The following is an 18090-nucleotide window of genomic DNA, read 5'->3' on the forward strand; positions in this document are numbered from 1 at the left end:
GTTCATTCGGCTTGCATAGTTTTTGAATGGACGTCGCGTGCGAAATCGATACGGGCTGGTGTTGGCACTTCTCTGTTTCTCCCTGAGCGCATGTTCGCTGGCCAGGATCAAGGAAGAAGCCAAGACCTTTTATTCGTCCACGGTGCTGGCGGGCGACGTCTCCAGCGCCCTTGCATGGGATAAGCCGGTGGTGGTCGCCGCCTACACGCGGCGCAATGGCAAGATCGAGATCGCGCACTACGCCGTGCTGCACGAAGCCGGCGGCTACGAACTGATTGTGCAAAAGGGCGAGTACGCCCTGTTCGCGTTCGGCGACGCCAACGGCAACCTGACCCTGGACCCCGGCGAACCGGTCGCCGAATACGGCATGGCGCCGGTGCGGGCCAGCGGCACCGGCTCGCTGGTCAATCTTGATCTGGTCATGTCCGACAAGGCGCAAAGCGCTATTCCAATTGGAACCGTGGTCGGCACGGCAGTAGGCACGGCGGTAGGCACGGCGGTAGGCGCCCGGCCATCGGGCAAACCGCACAGTACCCAGGTCGGCGCCATCGCCACCTTGGACGACCCCTTGTTTTCGGCCGACGCCGGGCGCCGCGGCTACTGGGCGCCGGTCGATTTTTTCAAGGAAGTGGGCGGCAATATCTACTTTTTGGAAGAATACGATCCGCGCAAGACGCCGGTCCTGTTCGTGCACGGCGCGGCCGGCTCGCCCCAGGACTGGGCCTACTTCCTCCAGCATCTGGACCGCAGCCGCTACCAGCCATGGATCTTCTATTACCCATCCGGCTCCTCGCTCGATTCCATGTCCTACCTGCTGTACTGGAAACTCGGCAATCTGCAGCGGCGCTACCATTTCGAGCGGCTTTACCTGACCGCGCACAGCATGGGCAGCCTGGTGGTGCGCTCCTTCCTGGCCGACTATGGCGACCAGTTCCCGGCCGCGAAATTGTTCATCACCCTGTCGGCGCCGTGGGGTGGCGACGCCCTCGCCGACCAGGGCGTCGCGTACTCGCCGGCCGTCATCCCGTCGTGGCACGATGTGCGCGCCGGCGGGCGCTTCGTGCAGACGCTGTTTCAAAAACCGCTTCCGCGCGAACTCGATTATTACCTGTTCTTCGGCCACGGCGGGCATTACAGCCTGCTGCGCCCTGCCAGCAATGACGGCGTCATCACCCTGGCCAGCCAGTTGCGGGCGGACGCGCAATCGGAAGCGCGGCGCGTGTTCGGCTATGACGAAGACCATGTCAGCATCCTGTCGTCGCCCCAGGTATTCGCCCAGTACGCGGCGCTGCTCAAGGAGGCCGACCAGCGCGGCAGCGATGCGCATGCGGCGGGCAAGGGCAATCTGCGCGTGACGTTCACTTACGCGCGCCCGGAAGAGATTTCGGCCTCGACGCCGGTGCTGATACTGACACCGCTCGATGCGGCGCACGAACGCATCGTCTGGCCGCTCGGCGCGCGCGACAGCGGGCGCGAACTGGGCCCTTTCCCGCCCGGGACCTACAACGTGGGCCTGGTAGCGCGCGCATTCAAGACCACGCCGGCCAGCACCCAGGTGACCATCGGCCCCGGCGGCATTCCCGACCTTGCCTTCCAGCTCACGCCACAGGGCATCCTGTCCGGCTACATCGGCGCCGACGTCACCCCGGCCGACAATCCGGCCGGCAGCTTCCGCGCGGGCCGGCGCGACATCGAGATCGAGTCGATCGTGCTCACCAACGGCACCGACCGGCGCGAGATCGCGCCCAGCGCGGACGCAAGGGACCGCACCCTGGAAGCGAACATGGCAGGCCAGGATTACAGTTTTAAATCGTTTTTTTCGTTTGTCGGCTTGAACGAAGGCCGGTATGAATTGACGATCAAGGTAAAGGGTTACCCGTCGTACCGGCATACCTACGATGTGGTGCCGGGAAAATACGGCTATGTGACGCCGATCGATTTGAGTGCGCCGAACTAAACGTCCAGCCGCGGCGAGCCGGCGGCGGGTCGCGCCGGCCGCGGAAGCACTGGAGCCGGTTTACTTCAGGTGAAGTTGAATCACGCGCCGTGATGGCGGCGCGCCCGCATCAATGCGCGGCGCCGGCGCATCCTCGCAAGTGCCGCAACTGCTGCAACCGCTGCCGCATCCGGCGGCGGCTTTCTTCTTGCCGAACAATTTGGCCCGCAAGGTGGCCGGCAGGTATTTCGAGGCCGCGTACCATGCGGCCGCGGCGACGATCAAGGCCACGATCAGGTTTTCCAGCATGTCAGGCTCCCATCGCGATGGCGACGCGGTAAGTGATGAACGAAGCGGTGTAGGCCAGCGCGAACATATAGCCGGCCATGATGAAGGCGTAGCGCACGCTGCCCGTTTCGCGCCGCACCACCGACAGGGTGGCGATGCACTGGGGCGCGAACACATACCAGGCCAGCAGCGACAGCGCGGTCGGCAGCGACCACGAATGCGAAATGATGGGCGCGAGCGTGGTGGCCAGTTCGTCGCCGGTCTGCGACAGCGCATACACGGTGCCCAGCGCGCCCACGGCCACTTCGCGCGCGGCCATGCCGGGCACCAGCGCGATGCAGATTTGCCAGCCGAAGCCGATCGGCCCGAACACCACGGCCAGCGCGCGGCCCAGCATGCCGGCGATGCTGTAATAGATAGGCGGTTGGGTGGCGCCTTCCGGCGCGCCGGGGAAGCTCGACAAGAACCACAGCAGCACCATCAGCGCCAGGATCACGGTACCGACGCGGACCAGGAAGATCTTGGCGCGTTCCCACAGGCCCAGCGCCAGGTTGCGCAGGTGCGGCCAGTGGTAGCTTGGCAGTTCCAGCATCAGCGGCTGGTGGCTGTTGGCGCCCATGAAGCGCTTGATCACCCAGGCCACCCCCATGGCGCTGATGATACCGGCGAAGTACAGGATGAACAGCACCAGTCCCTGCAGGTTGACCAGGCCACCGCCGACGTCGCGGTTGGGAATGAAGGCGGCGATGATCAGCGCATACACCGGCAGGCGCGCGGAACACGTCATCAAGGGCGCGATCATGATCGTCACCAGGCGGTCGCGCGGATTCTGGATGGTGCGCGCGGCCATCACACCCGGAATGGCGCAGGCAAAGCTCGACAGCAGCGGAATGAAGGCGCGTCCCGACAGACCGACCCCGCCCATGACCCGGTCGAGCAGGAAGGCGGCGCGCGGCAGGTAGCCGCAGTCTTCCAGCACCAAAATGAAAAAGAACAGGATCAGGATCTGCGGCAGGAACACCAGCACGCTGCCGACGCCGCCCAGGATGCCCTCGACCAGCAGGCTGCGCAGCATGCCCGCGCTCATCATGCCGCCGACCCAGGCGCCGACCGCCTCGACGGCGCCGCTGATCATTTCCATCGGCACCGCGGCCCAGCTGAACACGGCCTGGAACACCAGGAACATCAGCGCCGCCAGCAGGATCGGGCCGAATACCGGATGGAGCACCACGTCATCGATTTTTTCGGACAGGTTGCCGGTATCGTTGGCGTAGCTGACGCAGGCATCTAAAATGCGGCGCACTTCGCGCTGGGTTTCTTCGACCGGCACGGCATCGATGGCCGACAGCGGCGCGGCCTTCACGGCGGCGGCGTGCGGCATCAGGTCGAGCGCCTTGAGCAGCGACAGTTCGCCGCCGCTCTGCACGGCCACGGTGTCGACCACGGTCATGCCCAGTTCCTGCGCCAGCTTGGCGCTGTCGATCTTGATGCCGCGCTTGTGGGCCACGTCGACCATGTTCAGCGCCAGCACCATGGGCAGGCCGAGGCGGCGGATTTCGAGGACCAGGCGCAGGTTCAGGCGCAAGTTGGTGGCGTTGACCACGCAGACGACGGCGTCAGGCGCCTGCTCGCCCGCGCGCAGTCCGCCGACCACGTCGCGTGTGATGGCTTCGTCGGGGGTGGTGGCCGACAGGCTGTAGGCGCCCGGCAAATCCAGTACCCTGAAGGCACGCCCGGCGGGCGAGGTGAAACTGCCCTCCTTGCGCTCGATGGTCACCCCGGCGTAATTGGCAACCTTCTGGCGCGCGCCCGTGAGGCGGTTGAACAGGGCAGTCTTGCCGCAATTCGGATTGCCCAACAGCGCAATGAGCGGCGTGCGCGTCACTGCCTGGACTTGTGGTTCTACAGCACCCATTGTTGTTTCCGTTGTTTCCGTTATTCCGGTTTGACCGAGATCAGCGACGCCTCGAAGCGGCGCAGCGCGAAGGTGGAATCGCCCACCTTGACCGCCACCGGATCGCCGCCCGGCAAGCGCTTGAGCATGCGGATGCGCTCGCCCGGCACGAAGCCCAGCTCCATCAGGCGGCGCGCGACGTCGACGCCGCCCGCGTCCGCCGCACAGGGCGCCAGGTGGATCACGGTACCGCTCTGGCCGGGGAACAGGGCATCGAGCGTGATCAGGGTCGGGGCAAGAGTCATATTGTCACTTCACTAAGATAAGTGGAATTCGCGCTACATCGTGTTGGATACTAGCATCATAAACGTAAATGCGACTTATTTCTATTTAGAGTTGGCCCTTTTTTGAGAAAACCACTTGCAAACGATTTGAAGTTGCTACAGAATACAAATCTTAATGATAATGATTCTCATTATAGTGAAAGCGGCAAGATTGTCCGCCGAGCCAACGCAAAGCCAAGTCAAAGGAAGGTGCTTCGATGATCGTCTGTGTTTGCAATAATATTTCCGACCGCGAAATTCGTCAGGCGGTCGATCTGGGCCTGTCGTCGATGGCCGAGCTGCGCCGCGACCTGGGCGTGGCCACCTGCTGCGGCAAATGCGCCAGCTGCGCCAAACAAGTGCTGAACGAACACCTCGACAGCAACATCAACGCCACCGAGCTGTCGTTCCGCTCGGCGCAAACCGCCTGAGTGTTCCCATGAGCGCAATGACCTTTTCCACCGACGCCGGCATGGGCGACCCCACCGCCGTGGTGGCGAAGCTGCGCGCCAAGTTCGGCCCCTTCGCCGCCGTGATCGCCATCCACGCCGTGCTGTTCTACCTGATTTCGAGCGGCCTGCTGCACCGCATGGTCGAGGTAGCGATCCCGCAGGCGGTGATGGTGACTTTTGTCGCCCCGCCGCCTCCGCCGCCCAAGCCGGCCGCGCCCGCCGCACCGAAAACCGTGGCGATCGCCCGGCTGCGCCCGCCGCCGCCGGTGGTCGTGCCGCCGACGGCCATCGTGCAGGCGCCCGTGCCAAATACCATTACCGCCTCGCCGCCTTCGGCCCCCGCCGTCATCGAGGCGCCGGCCGCGCCGGTGGCCGTGGCGGCGCCGCCGGCCCCGCCCTCGGCCGGGCCGAAGACGATCACCTCCGGTGTCGAATACATCCAGCCGCCGCAGCCGGTGTACCCGACCATGTCCAAGCGCATGGGCGAACAGGGCAAGGTCGTGCTGCTCATCCTGGTCAACGAAAAAGGCATGCCCGACCAGGTCAGGGTGCAGAGCTCATCGGGCTCTTCGCGCCTCGATGAAGCGGGCCGCCAGGCCGCCCTGCGCGCCGTGTTCAAGCCGCACGTGGAAGATGGCCATGCGGTCGCCGTCTACGTGATCGTGCCGCTGACCTTCCAGCTCGCCAGCTGATCGGTTCAAGGGCAACAAAGGGACGGTCCAGGCGGCCGTCTTTCGTCATGGGCACTGGTTTTTTTGCTATGATGGACATACTCTCCATCATTAAAGAAAGCCTCCCATGAAGGGCGACAAGAACATCATCCGGCTGCTCAATGCACAGCTGACCAACGAGCTCTCCGCGATCAACCAGTACTTCCTGCATGCGCGCATGTACCGCCACTGGGGTCTGGAAAAGCTGGCCAAGAAAGAATACGAAGAATCGATCGGCGAGATGAAGCATGCCGACAAGCTGATCGACCGCATCCTGATGCTCGACGGCTTGCCGAACCTGCAAGCGCTGCACAAGCTGCTGATCGGCGAATCGACCCAGGAAATGATCGAATGCGACCTGAAACTTGAGCAAGCCGCGCATGCCACGGTCAAGGAAGGCATCGCCGCTTCCGAAGTGGCCGGCGACTACGTCACGCGCGACCTGTTCCTGATGATCCTCGAAGACACCGAGGAACACATCGACTGGCTCGAAACGCAGCTGGACCTGATCGTCAAGGTCGGCATCCAGAACTACCTGCAAAGCCAGATGGGCGAGCACGCTTAAACCAGGTATCGCGTTAACCGCGACACCGGCCACCGCCCACCGCCCACCGTCGCCCCCCGCGCAGGCGGGGGCCCAAGTTTTCTGCTCAGTCGATGGCTGCGCAACGAAATTGGGCCCCCGCCTGCGCGGGGGCGACGGTTTTACGCGGGGCGACGGTTTTACGTGGGGGCGATGGTGTTCAGCCTAGCGGTAAGAGCTTCCTCACCCGATGCGCCAGCGCGCCACCCACTTGTCGTAAAAAGCGAGATTGCCCGGTATCGCACCGGGGATTGTGCATACCGCGCCGGCGAACTCGTTGGCGCGCGCCAGGGTCGTGTCCAGTTCCCAGCCGCGCTGGCGGCCCAGCAAGAACATCGCCGAGAACGCATCGCCCGCCCCCACCGTATCGATCACGAAGGGCGGCAGCGGATTGTCGCGATGGACCAGCACCGTGCCGTCGGCGCCAAAATACACCGAACCGCGGTGGCCCAGGGTCACGATCAGCGCCTCCAGCCCGAACAACTGCACCAGCACCGCGCACGCGGCGCGAACCTCCTCGCCTTCCAGCGGCGCCGAGGATGGGTGGATATCGGCATACCACGCGAACAGCGATTGCAGTTCCTCTTCATTGACCTTGGCGATATCGGCCGCGTGCAGCGAGTGGAACACGCAGCGCTCGTCGAACTGGCCTTCGCGCAGGTTCAGGTCGAGGTAGCGGCGGGCGTTGCAAGTGTCGAGCAGCGCGTACAGGGTGTCGCGCGAGCGCGGGCAGCGCTGCGCCAGGGTGCCGAAATAGATGGCCGCGGCCTCCACCGCCTCCATCGCGGCCAGCGCCTGTTCGGGATTGATGTAATCGTAGGCCTGGCCCGGCAGGATCACCAGACGGCGGCCGCGCGCATGGCGCCGGACCGCGACGCGCCCGGTTTCCTCCATCCGGTCGAGCTGCAGGCCGGCGTCGGACATGGCGAAGCGCTCGAATTCGGCGCGCACGAGGGCGCCGTTCCTGTCGTCGCCGATGCGGGTAATGGCCAGCTGCGGCGACATGAAGGCCGCCAGGTGGCGCGCCACGTTGAACGGCGCGCCGCCGACCACCTGCCCGCTCGAAAAATCGTCGACCAGGGCCTCGCCATACACTACGGTTGTCATCTTCTGCATTCCTTGCGCGTTGCGGCGCCGCGAACGCCTATGGCTTGGCGCCGGCGAGCGCGGACGGCGCAGCGGCGCGCCCCGCCTGACCGAGCTTCACGCGCAGCACCGCTGCCGCCGCGCACAGCATGAGGGCGCCGGCGAGCATTATAACGTTCTCGGGATTGCCGCCAAGCCAGCTGCGGTAGTACAGCGGCAAGGTGACAATCTGGATGATCATCGGGATCACGATGAACATGTTAAAGATGCCCATGTAGACGCCGGTGCGCTCGGGCGGAATGCTCCCGGCCAGCATGATGTACGGGTTGCCCATGATGCTGGCCCAGGCCAGGCCGATGCCCACCATCGGTATCAACAGCAGCGCCGGCGACCGGATCTGGGGAATCGCCAGCATGCCGATGCCGGCCAGCGCCAGGCACACGCAATGCGTGACCTTCGGTCCGTAGCGGCGCGTGAACGGCACCAGCGCGAAGGCGCCGATAAAGGCAACGAAGTTATAGAACGCGCCGACCTTGCCCTTGAGTAGTCCGGCGTCGCGAAAGCCCTGCGAGGCCGGGTCGGTGGTGCCGTAGAGGGTGGTGGCCAGCGACAAGGTGATGTATTGCCAGTAGCAGAACATGGCGTACCACTGGAACAGCTTGACCAGCGCCAGCTGCTTCATCGTCGGCGGCATCTCGCGCATCGCGCTGCCGATCTCGCGCAGGGTGTGCATGAAGCCGCGCGGCCGGCCGCGCAGCGCCGCCACCTCGCGCACGCTCAAGGGGTGTTCACCGGTGGTCTTGACCGTCCACAGCACCGACGCGATCGAAAACACCGCGCCGATCAGGAACGCGGCGATGACGATGTGCGGGATCTGGCTGGCGTTGACGGCATCCTTGTTCATCCCCGCCAGCACCAGCAGCGACGGCGTGAGATAGGCCAGTGTCTGCCCCAGTCCCGTGAACGCGCTCTGGGTCATGAAGCCCAGCGAATGCTGGCCGGGATCAAGCTTGTCGCTCACAAAAGCGCGGTACGGTTCCATCGTCACGTTGTTGGCCGCGTCGAGGATCCACAGCAGGCTGGCGGCCATCCACAGGGTGGAACTGAACGGCATGCACAGCAGGCCGATGCTGCACAGGATCGCGCCGAGCAGGAAGTACGGCGTGCGCCGCCCCCAGCGCGTGACGGTGCGGTCGCTCATGGCGCCCACGATGGGTTGGACGATCAGCCCCGTCACCGGACCGGCCAGCCACAGGTAGGGCAGGCTGGCCTCGTCGGCGCCGAGGTAGTTGTAGATCGGGCTCATGCTGCTTTGCTGCAGGCCGAAGCTGAACTGGATGCCGAAGAATCCGACATTCATGTTCACGATCTGCCAGAACGACAACGTGGGTTTGGTGATCGACATGGTGCTCTTTCGTGGGGTCAGTCGGCGAGCCAGCGCGCGACATAGGGCGCGTAAAAGGCGCGTTCGGCCGGCACCGCGCCGGCAATGGCGCAGACGGCGCCGGCAAATTCGTTGGCGCGCGCCAGGGTGAGCTCGAGCGGCCAGCCGCGCTCGCGCCCCAGCAGGAAGATCGCGGAAAAGGCGTCGCCGGCGCCGACCGTGTCGACCATGCGCGCCGGCTTGACGGTATCGGCATGGACCACGGTGGCGCCGTCAGCCCCGAAGTACACCGAGCCGCGCGGCCCGAGCGTGACGATCAGGGCCTCGAGCGCGAAGATGCGGATCAGGGCCGCGCAGGCGCCGCGCACGCCGCTGCCGCCCATGTCGCCGGTGTCCTGGCGCGTGTGGGTGTACCAGCCGAACAGGTCTTGCAGTTCCTCTTCGTTGACCTTGACGATGTCGGCCTCGTGCAGCGACTCGAACACGCAGCGCTCGCTGACCTGGCCTTCGCGCACATTCAGGTCCAGGTAACGCACCGCGTCGCAGGAGCGCAGCAGCGCGCGCAGCGTCGCGCGCGAGGTCGGGTGGCGCTGCGCCAGGGTGCCGAAATAAACGGTCGATGGGGTGCATGCTGCGGCCGCGGCCAACGCGGCGGCGCTGTCGATGCGGTCGTAGGCCTGGTCGGGCAGGATGGTGAAGCGATGACCGTTCTCGCCACGTTCGACCAGCACGCGTCCGGTCGGCTCGGTGGGGTCGCGCTGCAAACCCTGCTGCGCCAGGCCGAAATGCTCGAATTGCGCGCACAGCAGCGCGCCGGCCTGGTCGTCGCCGGTGCGCGTGATCATCAGGGGCGCGCTGCCGAACGCCGCCAGGTTGCGCGCCACGTTGAAGGGCGCGCCGCCCACCACCTGCCCGGTAAGGAAATCGTCCACCAGCGCCTCCCCGAACACCACGATCGATCCTGTCGCCATCTGCATGTCTGCCGCCCTCATTGAACTTGATCCATCGTTAAAAATCATACTACGCTCAGCGTTCCAGCCACAGCATGTCCCACGGCGCCAGCGCGATGACGTCGCCCGCGCCCGGCCACTGCCCCGCGCCGATATCGGACAGGCGAAACGAGAGCGGCTGCGCCGAAAAATTCGACAGGCTCAAAAAACGCTCGCCGCGCGCCAGGGCCAGCAAGGCCGGGTAGGGTGTCTCGAGCAGCGCGCGCGGCGCATCGGCGGCCAGTACCGGCAAGCCGCGCCGCCGCTTAAGCAGCGCGCGCAAGGCACCGAACACACGCCCGGCCGGCGTCGATGGATCGTGGCGCTGCACGTAACGCAGCTGGTCGAACGGTGCGCGCTGCACCCAGCGCGTGTCGCGCGCGCGCCCGGGGTCGTCGAGATACGTGTGATCGTTTTCCATGCCCAGTTCATCGCCCATGTACAGCATCGGCATGCCGCCGAAGGCCAGCGCCAGGCCATGCAGCAGCATCAGGCGGCGCAGCGCGCACGCCTCCTGCTCCGGGTCGCGGGCCGTCTCCAGGCCCGCCAGCGCGGCGGCGCTGCCATTGGTGCCATGCACGGCGCGCCCGGCGCCGGTCTGGAAGGCCACGCCGGCCGCGAAGCTGGCGCTGTCGCCGCCCCCGTAAAAATCGGCGATGCCGGCCAGCCGCCGCGGCGACCCGGCCTCCGCGCGCAGCACGTTCCAGCCGATGTCGTCGTGGCAGCGCACATAGGTCAGCCAGCTGGCGGCCGGCGGCAGTGCCGGCGTGGCGGCGGCGACCGCGCGCAGCAGGCCGGCGTCCTGCTCGGCCAGCGCAGCCCAGCCGGCCGCCATCAGGGTGCTGTGGTAGGCCAGGTGACATTCGCGCGCGGTGCCGCCGGCGTCGCCGAAGTAGGCCGGCAGTTCGCGTGTGGGGACGATGGCTTCGGCCTTGAGCAGCACCCCGGGCGCGGCGATCTCCACGATCGCGCGCAGCACCTGCAGCAGTTCGTGCGCCTCCGGCTGGTTCATGCAGTCGCTGCCCTCGCGCTTCCACAGGAAGGCGGTCGAATCGAGCCGGAACACCTCCACGCCGCGGTTGGCAAGGCCCAGCAGGCTGCGGACCATCGCCGCCAGCACGTGCGGATTGGCGTAGTTCAGATCCCACTGGAAGGGATAGAAGGTGGTCCAGACCCAGGCCTGCATCGGATCGACCCAGGTGAAGTTGCCGGGCGCCGCCTCGGGGAAAATCTGGCCTACCGTCTGTTCATAGCGGTCCGGCTGTTTGCGGTCGGGGAAGACATGGAAGTAGTCGCGCAGCGCCGGATCGCCATCCCTGGCGCCAAGCGCCCAGGCGTGATCGTCGGCCACGTGATTGAGCACCAGGTCGCAGCACAGGCTGATGCCGGCGCCGCGCAGCGCCGCCGTCAGCTCCAGCAGGTCGGCCGCGCTGCCGAGGGCCGGATCGACCTCGTCGAAGCTGGCCACGGCGAAGCCGCCGTCGCTGTCGCCGGCGCGCGGGCGCAGGAAAGGCAGCAGGTGCAGGTAAGTGACGCCCATCTCGCGCAGGTGGGCGATGCGCCCGATCACGCCGCGCAGGCTGCCGCCGAACTGCTGCACGTAGGCGCTGTAGCCGAGCATGTGCTCGCTGGTGAACCAGGCGGGATCGGCGGCGCGCCTGCTGTCCTGCGCCAGCAGTTCGGGCGAACGCGCGCCGTGCAGCGCGCCGACGGCGCCCATCAGGTCCGCGTACCACGCGTGAAAATCGGGGCGATGGCCGTACAGCCGGCGCAGGCGGTCCAGCAGCACAGGTTCGTGCCGGGTGTAGCGCTGCGCCGCCTGCTCGCGCAGATGAAGCGGCAGCGGATCGAGCATGCGCTGGCGCGGTGAGAGAGTGGTCATGGTGGCCAAGAAAGAGAGGAGGCCGCGGCCGGCGCGCTGGGAATGCGCCGGCGGCAGCGGGACTAAAAAGCGTACTTGATGGTGGCCTTGATGGCACGGCCGCTGATCGAACGGGCGGCATGGCCGTCGCCTTCGACTTCGGTGTAGCCGATCTTGTTGAACAGGTTGTTCGCGCTCAGCGCGAGCTGGGTACGCTCGCCCAACTGGTAATTGAAGAAGCCATGCACCACCGCGTAGGCCGGCATGATGATCGTGTGCGCGTCGTCGGCCCATGACTTGCCGGTGCCGATCACACTCACGCCGAAGCTGGCGTCGCCAATGACGTAGCTCGGCGTGAGCTGGTACACCACCTTGGCCTGGCGCCGCGGCGTATTGCCGATGACGGCCTCGGCGCCGGGCGCGGTGGCGGTGATTCTGGCATGGGTCCAGGTCAGGCCGCCGGCCACGCGCAGCGCGCCGCCGTTGTAGGCCGCTTCCAGCTCGACACCCTTGGCGTCGTAGCTGTTGGCGGTGCTGCGCTGGGTGGTCGCCTCGTAATTCGATTCGCGCGTCTTTGCCTGGAACACGGTGGCAAAGGTGCTGATGCCGCCCTTGCGCCATTTGACGCCGCCTTCGAGCTGCTTGACCGTGTTGATGCTGACCGGCGCGCTGCCGTCCAGCGGAGCGCCGAACAGGATGCGGTCGGCATTGAAGGCGACGCCGTCGCTGGCGCGCGCGAACACCGCCAGGCCGGTGCCCAGCTTGTAGTTGCCGCCCACCGAATACGAGGTGCGCGAAACGTCATAGTCGACCCGCTGCGCCGTCGCCGGATCGTAGTAGGTGGCGCCGGTGGCGATGTTGGCGCTGCCGCTGGCGCTTTGCATGTCGCGCCGCAGGCTGGCGTCGACATTCAAGGCGCCGCGCTCGACACCCAGGTTCACGTAAGGAGAGGTCAGCTTGTATTGCATGTCGACCGCGCGCGAACAGCAGGCGCCGAACGCCGGTCCGACCAGGCCCGGTGTGGCGCTGGCGGTGCGCAGCAGCGCCGGCTGGTCGCCGCTGGCCTGCATCAGGTACTCGTTGAAGTTCCAGGTCAGCCCGAGGTTTTGCACCGACAGGTACAGGCCGCCCGTGGCGGTCAGCTTGGTGCCCTGGTCCAGGGTAAAGGTCTTCGACAGGCGGGTATCGTTGAACACGGCGCCGGCGTCGTCGATCGAGGTATTGAATACCACCGCGGAAAAGGCGCGGCCGCTGTAGGCCTTGCCGGCGTTCGGCCCGGTGGCGAAGGTGTACTCGCCGATGTTGCCGTTGTTGCCCGCGAAGACGCCGATAAAGCGGCCCGTGTTATCCGACCAGCGCAGGTTTTCGCTCAGGGTCCAGGCGTCGCCCAGGGTGAAGCGCGCTTCCAGCCCGATGGCGGTGCTCTTGACCGCCAGGCCATCGTTCACGTCGCTGGCTACCTTGCCGTTGTCCTTGGCTAAGGTGACGTCGCGCACCCAGTGCGGCGAATAGAAGCTCACCTCGCGCGGATCGATGCCGGGGATCTCGGAGAGGACCTTGTTGTTCACCTGGACCGGCACCGGCATGCCGGTCGGCGTCTTGTCGTTGACGTGCTTGAACGACAGCCGGATGAAACCATTATCCAGTTCATGGGTGACATTGGCGCGGATCTGGCCGCCCTTCTCGGTGTTCATGCCGGTCTTGCGGATGCCTTCGCCGTAGCGGTAAAAGCCGCCCACGAAGAAGCGCGTCTTGTCCAACAAGGGCGCGCCGTAGTCGAAGTCGACCCGGGTGGTATCGTAATCGAGGCCCTTGGTCAGGCCGACACTGCCGCCCTTCTCCACCCCGGTCTTGCTGATGAAGTTGATGATGCCGCCCGGCGCATTGCTGGCCAGGGTCGATGCGGAACCGCCGCGCACCACTTCCAGGTGATCGAGGCCGCCGTCGATCTTGACGTAGCTGTCGGGCGTGATGAAATTGAAGTCGCCCGATTGCAGCACCGGCAGGCCGTCTTCCTGGATCTGCACGTAGCGCGCGCCGCCGGCCGACACCGGCACGCCGCGCACCGAGATGTTGGCATTGCCTTCGCCCCCGGACGACTCCGAGCGCACGCCGGGGATAGCGCGCAGCACGTCGGCCGCGCTGGTGGGCGCGGTCTTGAGGACGGCGTCGAGCTCCAGGGTGCTGACCGAGACGCTCGACTTCATTTTCGACGAGCCGCCGCTGGTGCCGGTGACGACGACGCGCTCCATGTTCAAGCCATCGGTGGCGGGCACCTCGGTGGACGGGGTTTGCTGGGCGGCGGCGCCGATGTGAAGCACCGCGATGGACACGGCCGCGGCCATGCGTGTGGTCTGGAATTTCATAGTCTCCTCCGGTAGGGGATGCGCCGTAGACCGGCGCTTATTGGTGTGTGCGAACGGATTATGACTCAGGCATTTTTTTAATGCAATCGATTGCATTACTGTTTAGCACAACGAAATGAGGCATTTTTCCCACAACATCGTAGATTAATGCAATCGATTACATGTTAGCCGGACAGGCGCTGGAAGGAAGATGCGAACAGAAGATCAGGTGGACGTGGCGCGCACGATCAGCTCGGTCGGCAATTGCAGGGAGCCGGCCGGCTGGTTGTCGATGATCGCCAGCAGCGCCCCCACCAAGGCCTGTCCGGCGGCGCGGATCGGCTGGCGGATCGTGGTCAGCGGTGGATGGAAGTAGGTGGACAGTTCGATGTCGTCGTAACCGACCACGGCGACATCATCGGGCACCTGCTTGCCGAGCGCGCGCAGGGTGTTAATCGCGGTCATCGCCAGCAAGTCGCTGCAGGCAAACGCTGCATCGTAGGGCACGGCGCGGCGCTCGATCTCGCGCACCGCCTGGTCGCCGCCCTCGGGCAGGAACGACACCGACACCCGCAGTTGCGGGTCGAGCGGCAAGCCATGCCTGGCCAGCGCGTTGCAATAGCCGCTGTAGCGCTGCGCGACTTCAGGCAGGTTGATATCGCCAAAAAACGCGATGCGCCTGCGCCCCGCCGCGATCAGGTGTTCGGTGGCCAGCATGCCGCCGCTGACGTTGTCGCCGCCGACGGTGGTGTAGAGCTGCTGCGGCAGCTGCGCGCCCCACACGACGATCGGCACGTGGCGCGCCGCCAGCTGGTTGAGCTGGTCGTGATGGCGCCACTGGCCGATCAGGATCAGGCCGATCACCCTCCCGGTATCGAAAGGCATGGCGGCCGCGTCGAGCTGCTCGGCGTCCACGCGCGAGAGCAGCATGTCGAAACCGCGCTCGGTCAGCGCATCGGCCAGGCTGCCGAGCATGCTCAGGAAAAACGGATCGGACAAATGCTGGCGCGTCGCCGAATCGTAGGGAACCACCACGCCGATCGTGCGGTTTTGCTTGAGCCGCAGGTTTTGCGCGCCGATATTGATGGTGTACTTGAGGGAACTGGCCAGCTCCAGGATGCGGGTGCGGGTTTCCTCGTTGACCAGCGGGCTGCGGTTCAGCGCGCGCGACACGGTCGCTTTCGACACGCCGGCAAGGCGCGCGATGTCGGCCATCTGCAAACGCTTTTGCGCGGCGCTGCCCGCAAGGTCGTCCGGTGGAGAAGTACCCATGGCCCCGCAGTGCGCGTTTAGAACGGCACCGTGTCTTTGAACGACTGGCGCTCCGACAGCTTGTCGAACAGCTTGGCCAGGTTGGGGTAGTCGGTGCGCCAGTCGATCTCGGGGAAGCGGAAGGCGATCCAGCCGAGCGCGCAGCCGACGGCGACGTCGGCCAGGGTGTAATGGTTGCCCTTGCAGAAAGGCGACTCGCCCAGGTTGGCCGACATGACGGCCAGGCCCGCATGCACCTTGCCCATCTGGCGCTCGATCCAGGCCGGGCTCTGCTGCTCTTGCGGGCGCAGGGTTTTTTCCAGGCGCACCAGCACGGCCGCGTCGAGCACGCCGTCGGCCAGCGCTTCCCAGACCTTGATGTCGGAGCGGTCGCGCCCGTTCGGCGGCAGCAGCTTGCACACCGGGGTGAGGGTGTCGATGTACTCGACGATGACGCGCGAATCGTACATCGGGCTGCCGTCTTCCATGATCAGGCAGGGCACCTTGCCCAGCGGATTGGACAGATGAATCCTGGTTTCGGCCGTCCAGACGTTCTCGAGTTCGAGATCATAGTCGAGCTTTTTCTCGGCCATGACGACACGAACCTTGCGGACAAACGGACTGGCGGTGGAACCGATGAGTTTCATAGATGCTTAGTGTGGACGATTGATCGACAGTATAGCATCGCCCCCGGCGCGCGATGGGCCCCGGAACGCCGCCCGGACGCGCTTGCAACACAGGCTTGACAAGGCCGCCGGTGGTAAAATATCGGTCTTTGCAGCAATGCACACAGCTCATCCATTCCTCCATAAGCGCCCTCTCCCATGACCTCTACCGCTCCCTACTCCACCTTGTCGGCCCTGTCCCCGCTCGATGGCCGCTACGCCGCCAAGACCGACAAACTGCGTCCGATCCTGTCCGAAGCCGGCTTCATGCACCACCGGGTCAAGGTGGAAATTTCCTGGCTGCAGGCGCTGTCGCAAGCCGGCTTCGCCGAGATCAAGCCGTTCTCGGCCGAGGCAAACGCCCTGCTCGACAAGATGGCCAGCGGTTTCACGGAAAGCGATGCGGCGCGCATCAAGGAAATCGAAGCGGTCACCAACCATGACGTCAAGGCGGTCGAGTACTGGCTCAAGGAACAGGTCAAGGATGTGCCGGAACTGGTCGCGGCGACCGAATTCATCCACTTTGCATGCACCTCGGAAGACATCAACAATACGTCGCACGGGATGATGCTCAAGGCCGCGCGCGATGGCGTGATGCTGCCGGCGCTGCAAGGCCTGGTTACCAAGCTGACCGAGATCGCGCATGCCAACGCCGAGCTGCCGATGCTCTCGCGCACGCACGGCCAGACCGCCAGCCCGACCACCCTGGGCAAGGAGATGGCGAACGTGGTTGCGCGCCTGAAACGCGCGATCAAACGCATCGCCGACGTTGAAATCCTGGGCAAGATGAATGGCGCGGTCGGCAACTACAACGCCCACCTGTCGGCCTATCCCGATTTCGACTGGGAAACGTTCTCGAAAAATGTCATCGAACAGCGCCTCGGGCTGACCTTCAATCCATACACGATCCAGATCGAGCCGCACGATTACATGGCCGAGCTGTTCGATGCGATCGCGCGCACCAACACCATCTTGCTGGACCTGAACCGCGATATCTGGGCCTATATTTCGCTCGGTTACTTCAAGCAGACGACCAAGGCGGGCGAGATCGGTTCGTCGACCATGCCGCACAAGGTCAATCCGATCGACTTCGAAAATTCCGAGGGCAACCTGGGGCTGGCCAATGCCGTCCTGAAACACATGGCGGAAAAGCTGCCGGTATCGCGCATGCAGCGCGACCTGACCGACTCGACCGTGCTGCGGAATATCGGCGTCGGTTTCGGGTATGCCCTGCTGGCGTACGACAGCTGCCTGCGCGGCCTGAACAAGCTGGAAGTGAACGCGGCGCGCCTGGCGCAAGATCTGGATGCGAACTGGGAAGTACTGGCCGAGCCGGTGCAAACCGTGATGCGCCGCTATGGCATCGAAAACCCGTACGAGCAACTCAAGGAACTGACGCGCGGCAAGGGGATTTCGAAAGATGCCTTGCGCGAGTTCGTGCTGACCCTGGCGATTCCGCAGGACGCGAAAGACTTGCTGCTGGCGATGACGCCGTCCAATTACGTGGGGATCGCGGCCAAGCTGGCCAAGGCCATTTAAGCCGGCCTGCAAGGTGGGCTGACTGGAAACGTCAAAACGGGCCCGTGGGCCCGTTTTACATTCACTTACGACTGATACGGCTTTCGCTCTAGCTGCCGGGGGGGCCCTGCGTTAATCTTTTACTCAAGATCAAACGAACAGGAGCACTACCATGGAACAGATCAACAAAACCTCGCGTATCCACCCATTGATGGCGGCAGCGGCGCTGTCGGTCATTGCGCTCAGCGTGGCGGGCACGGCGGCAATCACGGGTCTGATTCCCAGCTCCAAGGCCGACACCAGCGCGGTAGCGACAGCGCCGCAAGCACTGGTGGCGCCCCAGGCGCTGGCCGCGCAGCCGGCCCCGACGGCCCAGCAACTGGCCGACGCGCAGCTGATGGTAGCCAAGTATTCGCCGCAAGCCGCACAGCCGTTGCCGGCGCCTGAACCGGAGTACGAGAAGCCGGTCGTGAAAAAAGTCGTGCATACGCAGCACCATGCCCCACAGCACACCCGGCTTGCGCAACACCAGTCCGACAACTACCGCGCCCAGCCAGCCTATCGCAGCGAGCCGGTGCAGCAGCAAGCAAGCCAGCCCAACTATGTGGGCATCGGCACCGGCGCCGTCATCGGCGGTTTGCTCGGTAACCAGATTGGCGGCGGCAAGGGCAAGAAGATTGCCACGGTGGCTGGTGTGATCGGTGGCGGCTTCCTGGGCAACGAAATCGCCAACCGCAACAAATAAACCGGCAAGGCGCGGCGCAAACCGGCCCACAAGCAGGGGGCATCGTTTCATGAAGCTCCC

Annotated in this window: 16 protein-coding genes; 6 read left to right on the forward strand and 10 right to left on the reverse strand. The window is 65.2% G+C overall.

What is annotated here, in order from left to right; translation table 11 throughout:
* Positions 1-58 precede the first annotated feature (58 nt).
* Entirely contained in the window at positions 59-1957 is a 1899-nt protein-coding gene (locus IV454_RS05445; RefSeq protein ID WP_206090648.1) for an esterase/lipase family protein, read from the forward strand.
* 60 nt (positions 1958-2017) lie between these two features.
* On the opposite strand, the gene IV454_RS05450 is transcribed toward IV454_RS05445, so the two are convergent.
* The 3 genes from IV454_RS05450 to IV454_RS05460 are packed head-to-tail and all read right to left on the reverse strand — an operon-like array spanning position 2018 to position 4423.
* Positions 2018-2245 carry a hypothetical protein gene (locus tag IV454_RS05450; RefSeq protein ID WP_206090649.1) on the reverse strand — a complete coding sequence of 76 codons (228 nt, stop codon included), beginning with the start codon at positions 2243-2245 and terminating at the stop codon, positions 2018-2020.
* 1 nt (position 2246) lies between these two features.
* Positions 2247-4139, reverse strand: coding sequence for a ferrous iron transporter B (gene feoB / locus IV454_RS05455; protein ID WP_206090650.1), 1893 nt, complete (start codon positions 4137-4139; stop codon positions 2247-2249).
* Positions 4140-4159: 20 nt separating this feature from the next.
* Positions 4160-4423 (reverse strand): FeoA family protein, encoded by a 264-nt coding sequence (locus tag IV454_RS05460; protein ID WP_206090651.1) that lies wholly within the window; start codon positions 4421-4423, stop codon positions 4160-4162.
* A gap of 236 nt (positions 4424-4659) precedes the next feature.
* Between IV454_RS05460 and IV454_RS05465 the strand changes: the two genes are divergently transcribed.
* The 3 genes from IV454_RS05465 to bfr all read left to right on the forward strand — a co-directional run bounded on the left by IV454_RS05465 (position 4660) and on the right by bfr (position 6168).
* Positions 4660-4872, forward strand: a complete 213-nt coding sequence (locus IV454_RS05465; protein ID WP_054265018.1) for a (2Fe-2S)-binding protein — start codon at positions 4660-4662, stop codon at positions 4870-4872.
* Positions 4873-4880: 8 nt separating this feature from the next.
* Positions 4881-5585 carry an energy transducer TonB gene (locus tag IV454_RS05470; RefSeq protein WP_206090652.1) on the forward strand — a complete coding sequence of 235 codons (705 nt, stop codon included), beginning with the start codon at positions 4881-4883 and terminating at the stop codon, positions 5583-5585.
* A gap of 106 nt (positions 5586-5691) precedes the next feature.
* Positions 5692-6168, forward strand: a complete 477-nt coding sequence (gene bfr, locus IV454_RS05475) for a bacterioferritin (RefSeq protein WP_054265020.1) — start codon at positions 5692-5694, stop codon at positions 6166-6168.
* Positions 6169-6369: 201 nt separating this feature from the next.
* Here bfr and IV454_RS05480 read toward each other — a convergent pair whose 3' ends face one another.
* From IV454_RS05480 to IV454_RS05510, 7 genes are all read right to left on the reverse strand, one after another.
* The gene (locus tag IV454_RS05480) at positions 6370-7293 is read right to left on the reverse strand and encodes a PfkB family carbohydrate kinase (protein WP_229522075.1); all 924 of its coding nucleotides are present in this window, start codon (positions 7291-7293) and stop codon (positions 6370-6372) included.
* Between the two features lie 37 nt (positions 7294-7330).
* Complete coding sequence (locus IV454_RS05485) at positions 7331-8677, reverse strand: MFS transporter (protein WP_206090654.1); 1347 nt, start codon at positions 8675-8677, stop codon at positions 7331-7333.
* Between the two features lie 17 nt (positions 8678-8694).
* Entirely contained in the window at positions 8695-9648 is a 954-nt protein-coding gene (locus tag IV454_RS05490; protein ID WP_229522076.1) for a PfkB family carbohydrate kinase, read from the reverse strand.
* Positions 9649-9682: 34 nt separating this feature from the next.
* Complete coding sequence (locus IV454_RS05495) at positions 9683-11527, reverse strand: alpha-amylase family glycosyl hydrolase (RefSeq protein WP_229522077.1); 1845 nt, start codon at positions 11525-11527, stop codon at positions 9683-9685.
* A gap of 62 nt (positions 11528-11589) precedes the next feature.
* The gene (locus IV454_RS05500; RefSeq protein WP_206090655.1) at positions 11590-13872 is read right to left on the reverse strand and encodes a TonB-dependent receptor domain-containing protein; all 2283 of its coding nucleotides are present in this window, start codon (positions 13870-13872) and stop codon (positions 11590-11592) included.
* Positions 13873-14076: 204 nt separating this feature from the next.
* Complete coding sequence (locus tag IV454_RS05505) at positions 14077-15123, reverse strand: LacI family DNA-binding transcriptional regulator (RefSeq protein ID WP_229522078.1); 1047 nt, start codon at positions 15121-15123, stop codon at positions 14077-14079.
* 17 nt (positions 15124-15140) lie between these two features.
* Positions 15141-15749, reverse strand: a complete 609-nt coding sequence (locus tag IV454_RS05510) for a glutathione S-transferase C-terminal domain-containing protein (protein WP_206090656.1) — start codon at positions 15747-15749, stop codon at positions 15141-15143.
* Positions 15750-15926: 177 nt separating this feature from the next.
* On the opposite strand from IV454_RS05510, the gene purB reads away from it, so the two are divergent.
* Together purB and IV454_RS05520 are read left to right on the forward strand one after the other, a co-directional pair.
* Positions 15927-17306 (forward strand): adenylosuccinate lyase, encoded by a 1380-nt coding sequence (purB, locus tag IV454_RS05515; RefSeq protein ID WP_206090657.1) that lies wholly within the window; start codon positions 15927-15929, stop codon positions 17304-17306.
* Positions 17307-17457: 151 nt separating this feature from the next.
* A complete protein-coding gene (locus IV454_RS05520; protein WP_206090658.1) occupies positions 17458-18030 on the forward strand; it encodes a glycine zipper 2TM domain-containing protein in 573 nt (190 codons plus the stop codon).
* Positions 18031-18090 lie beyond the last annotated feature (60 nt).

Origin of the sequence: Massilia antarctica (assembly GCF_015689335.1) — a bacterium.
Taxonomy (GTDB): domain Bacteria; phylum Pseudomonadota; class Gammaproteobacteria; order Burkholderiales; family Burkholderiaceae_D; genus Telluria_A; species Telluria_A antarctica.

Excerpts from the sequence above, each read along its gene's own strand:
- IV454_RS05485 (WP_206090654.1), bottom strand. The coding sequence starts at position 8,677 with ATGTCGATCACCAAACCCACGTTGTCGTTCTGGCAGATCGTGAACATG.
- IV454_RS05465 (WP_054265018.1), top strand. The coding sequence starts at position 4,660 with ATGATCGTCTGTGTTTGCAATAATATTTCCGACCGCGAAATTCGTCAG.
- IV454_RS05500 (WP_206090655.1), bottom strand. The coding sequence starts at position 13,872 with ATGAAATTCCAGACCACACGCATGGCCGCGGCCGTGTCCATCGCGGTG.
- IV454_RS05460 (WP_206090651.1), bottom strand. The coding sequence starts at position 4,423 with ATGACTCTTGCCCCGACCCTGATCACGCTCGATGCCCTGTTCCCCGGC.
- IV454_RS05490 (WP_229522076.1), bottom strand. The coding sequence starts at position 9,648 with ATGAGGGCGGCAGACATGCAGATGGCGACAGGATCGATCGTGGTGTTC.
- IV454_RS05510 (WP_206090656.1), bottom strand. The coding sequence starts at position 15,749 with ATGAAACTCATCGGTTCCACCGCCAGTCCGTTTGTCCGCAAGGTTCGT.
- IV454_RS05495 (WP_229522077.1), bottom strand. The coding sequence starts at position 11,527 with ATGACCACTCTCTCACCGCGCCAGCGCATGCTCGATCCGCTGCCGCTT.
- IV454_RS05505 (WP_229522078.1), bottom strand. The coding sequence starts at position 15,123 with ATGGGTACTTCTCCACCGGACGACCTTGCGGGCAGCGCCGCGCAAAAG.
- IV454_RS05450 (WP_206090649.1), bottom strand. The coding sequence starts at position 2,245 with ATGCTGGAAAACCTGATCGTGGCCTTGATCGTCGCCGCGGCCGCATGG.
- purB (WP_206090657.1), top strand. The coding sequence starts at position 15,927 with ATGACCTCTACCGCTCCCTACTCCACCTTGTCGGCCCTGTCCCCGCTC.
- IV454_RS05480 (WP_229522075.1), bottom strand. The coding sequence starts at position 7,293 with ATGACAACCGTAGTGTATGGCGAGGCCCTGGTCGACGATTTTTCGAGC.
- IV454_RS05470 (WP_206090652.1), top strand. The coding sequence starts at position 4,881 with ATGAGCGCAATGACCTTTTCCACCGACGCCGGCATGGGCGACCCCACC.
- feoB (WP_206090650.1), bottom strand. The coding sequence starts at position 4,139 with ATGGGTGCTGTAGAACCACAAGTCCAGGCAGTGACGCGCACGCCGCTC.
- bfr (WP_054265020.1), top strand. The coding sequence starts at position 5,692 with ATGAAGGGCGACAAGAACATCATCCGGCTGCTCAATGCACAGCTGACC.
- IV454_RS05520 (WP_206090658.1), top strand. The coding sequence starts at position 17,458 with ATGGAACAGATCAACAAAACCTCGCGTATCCACCCATTGATGGCGGCA.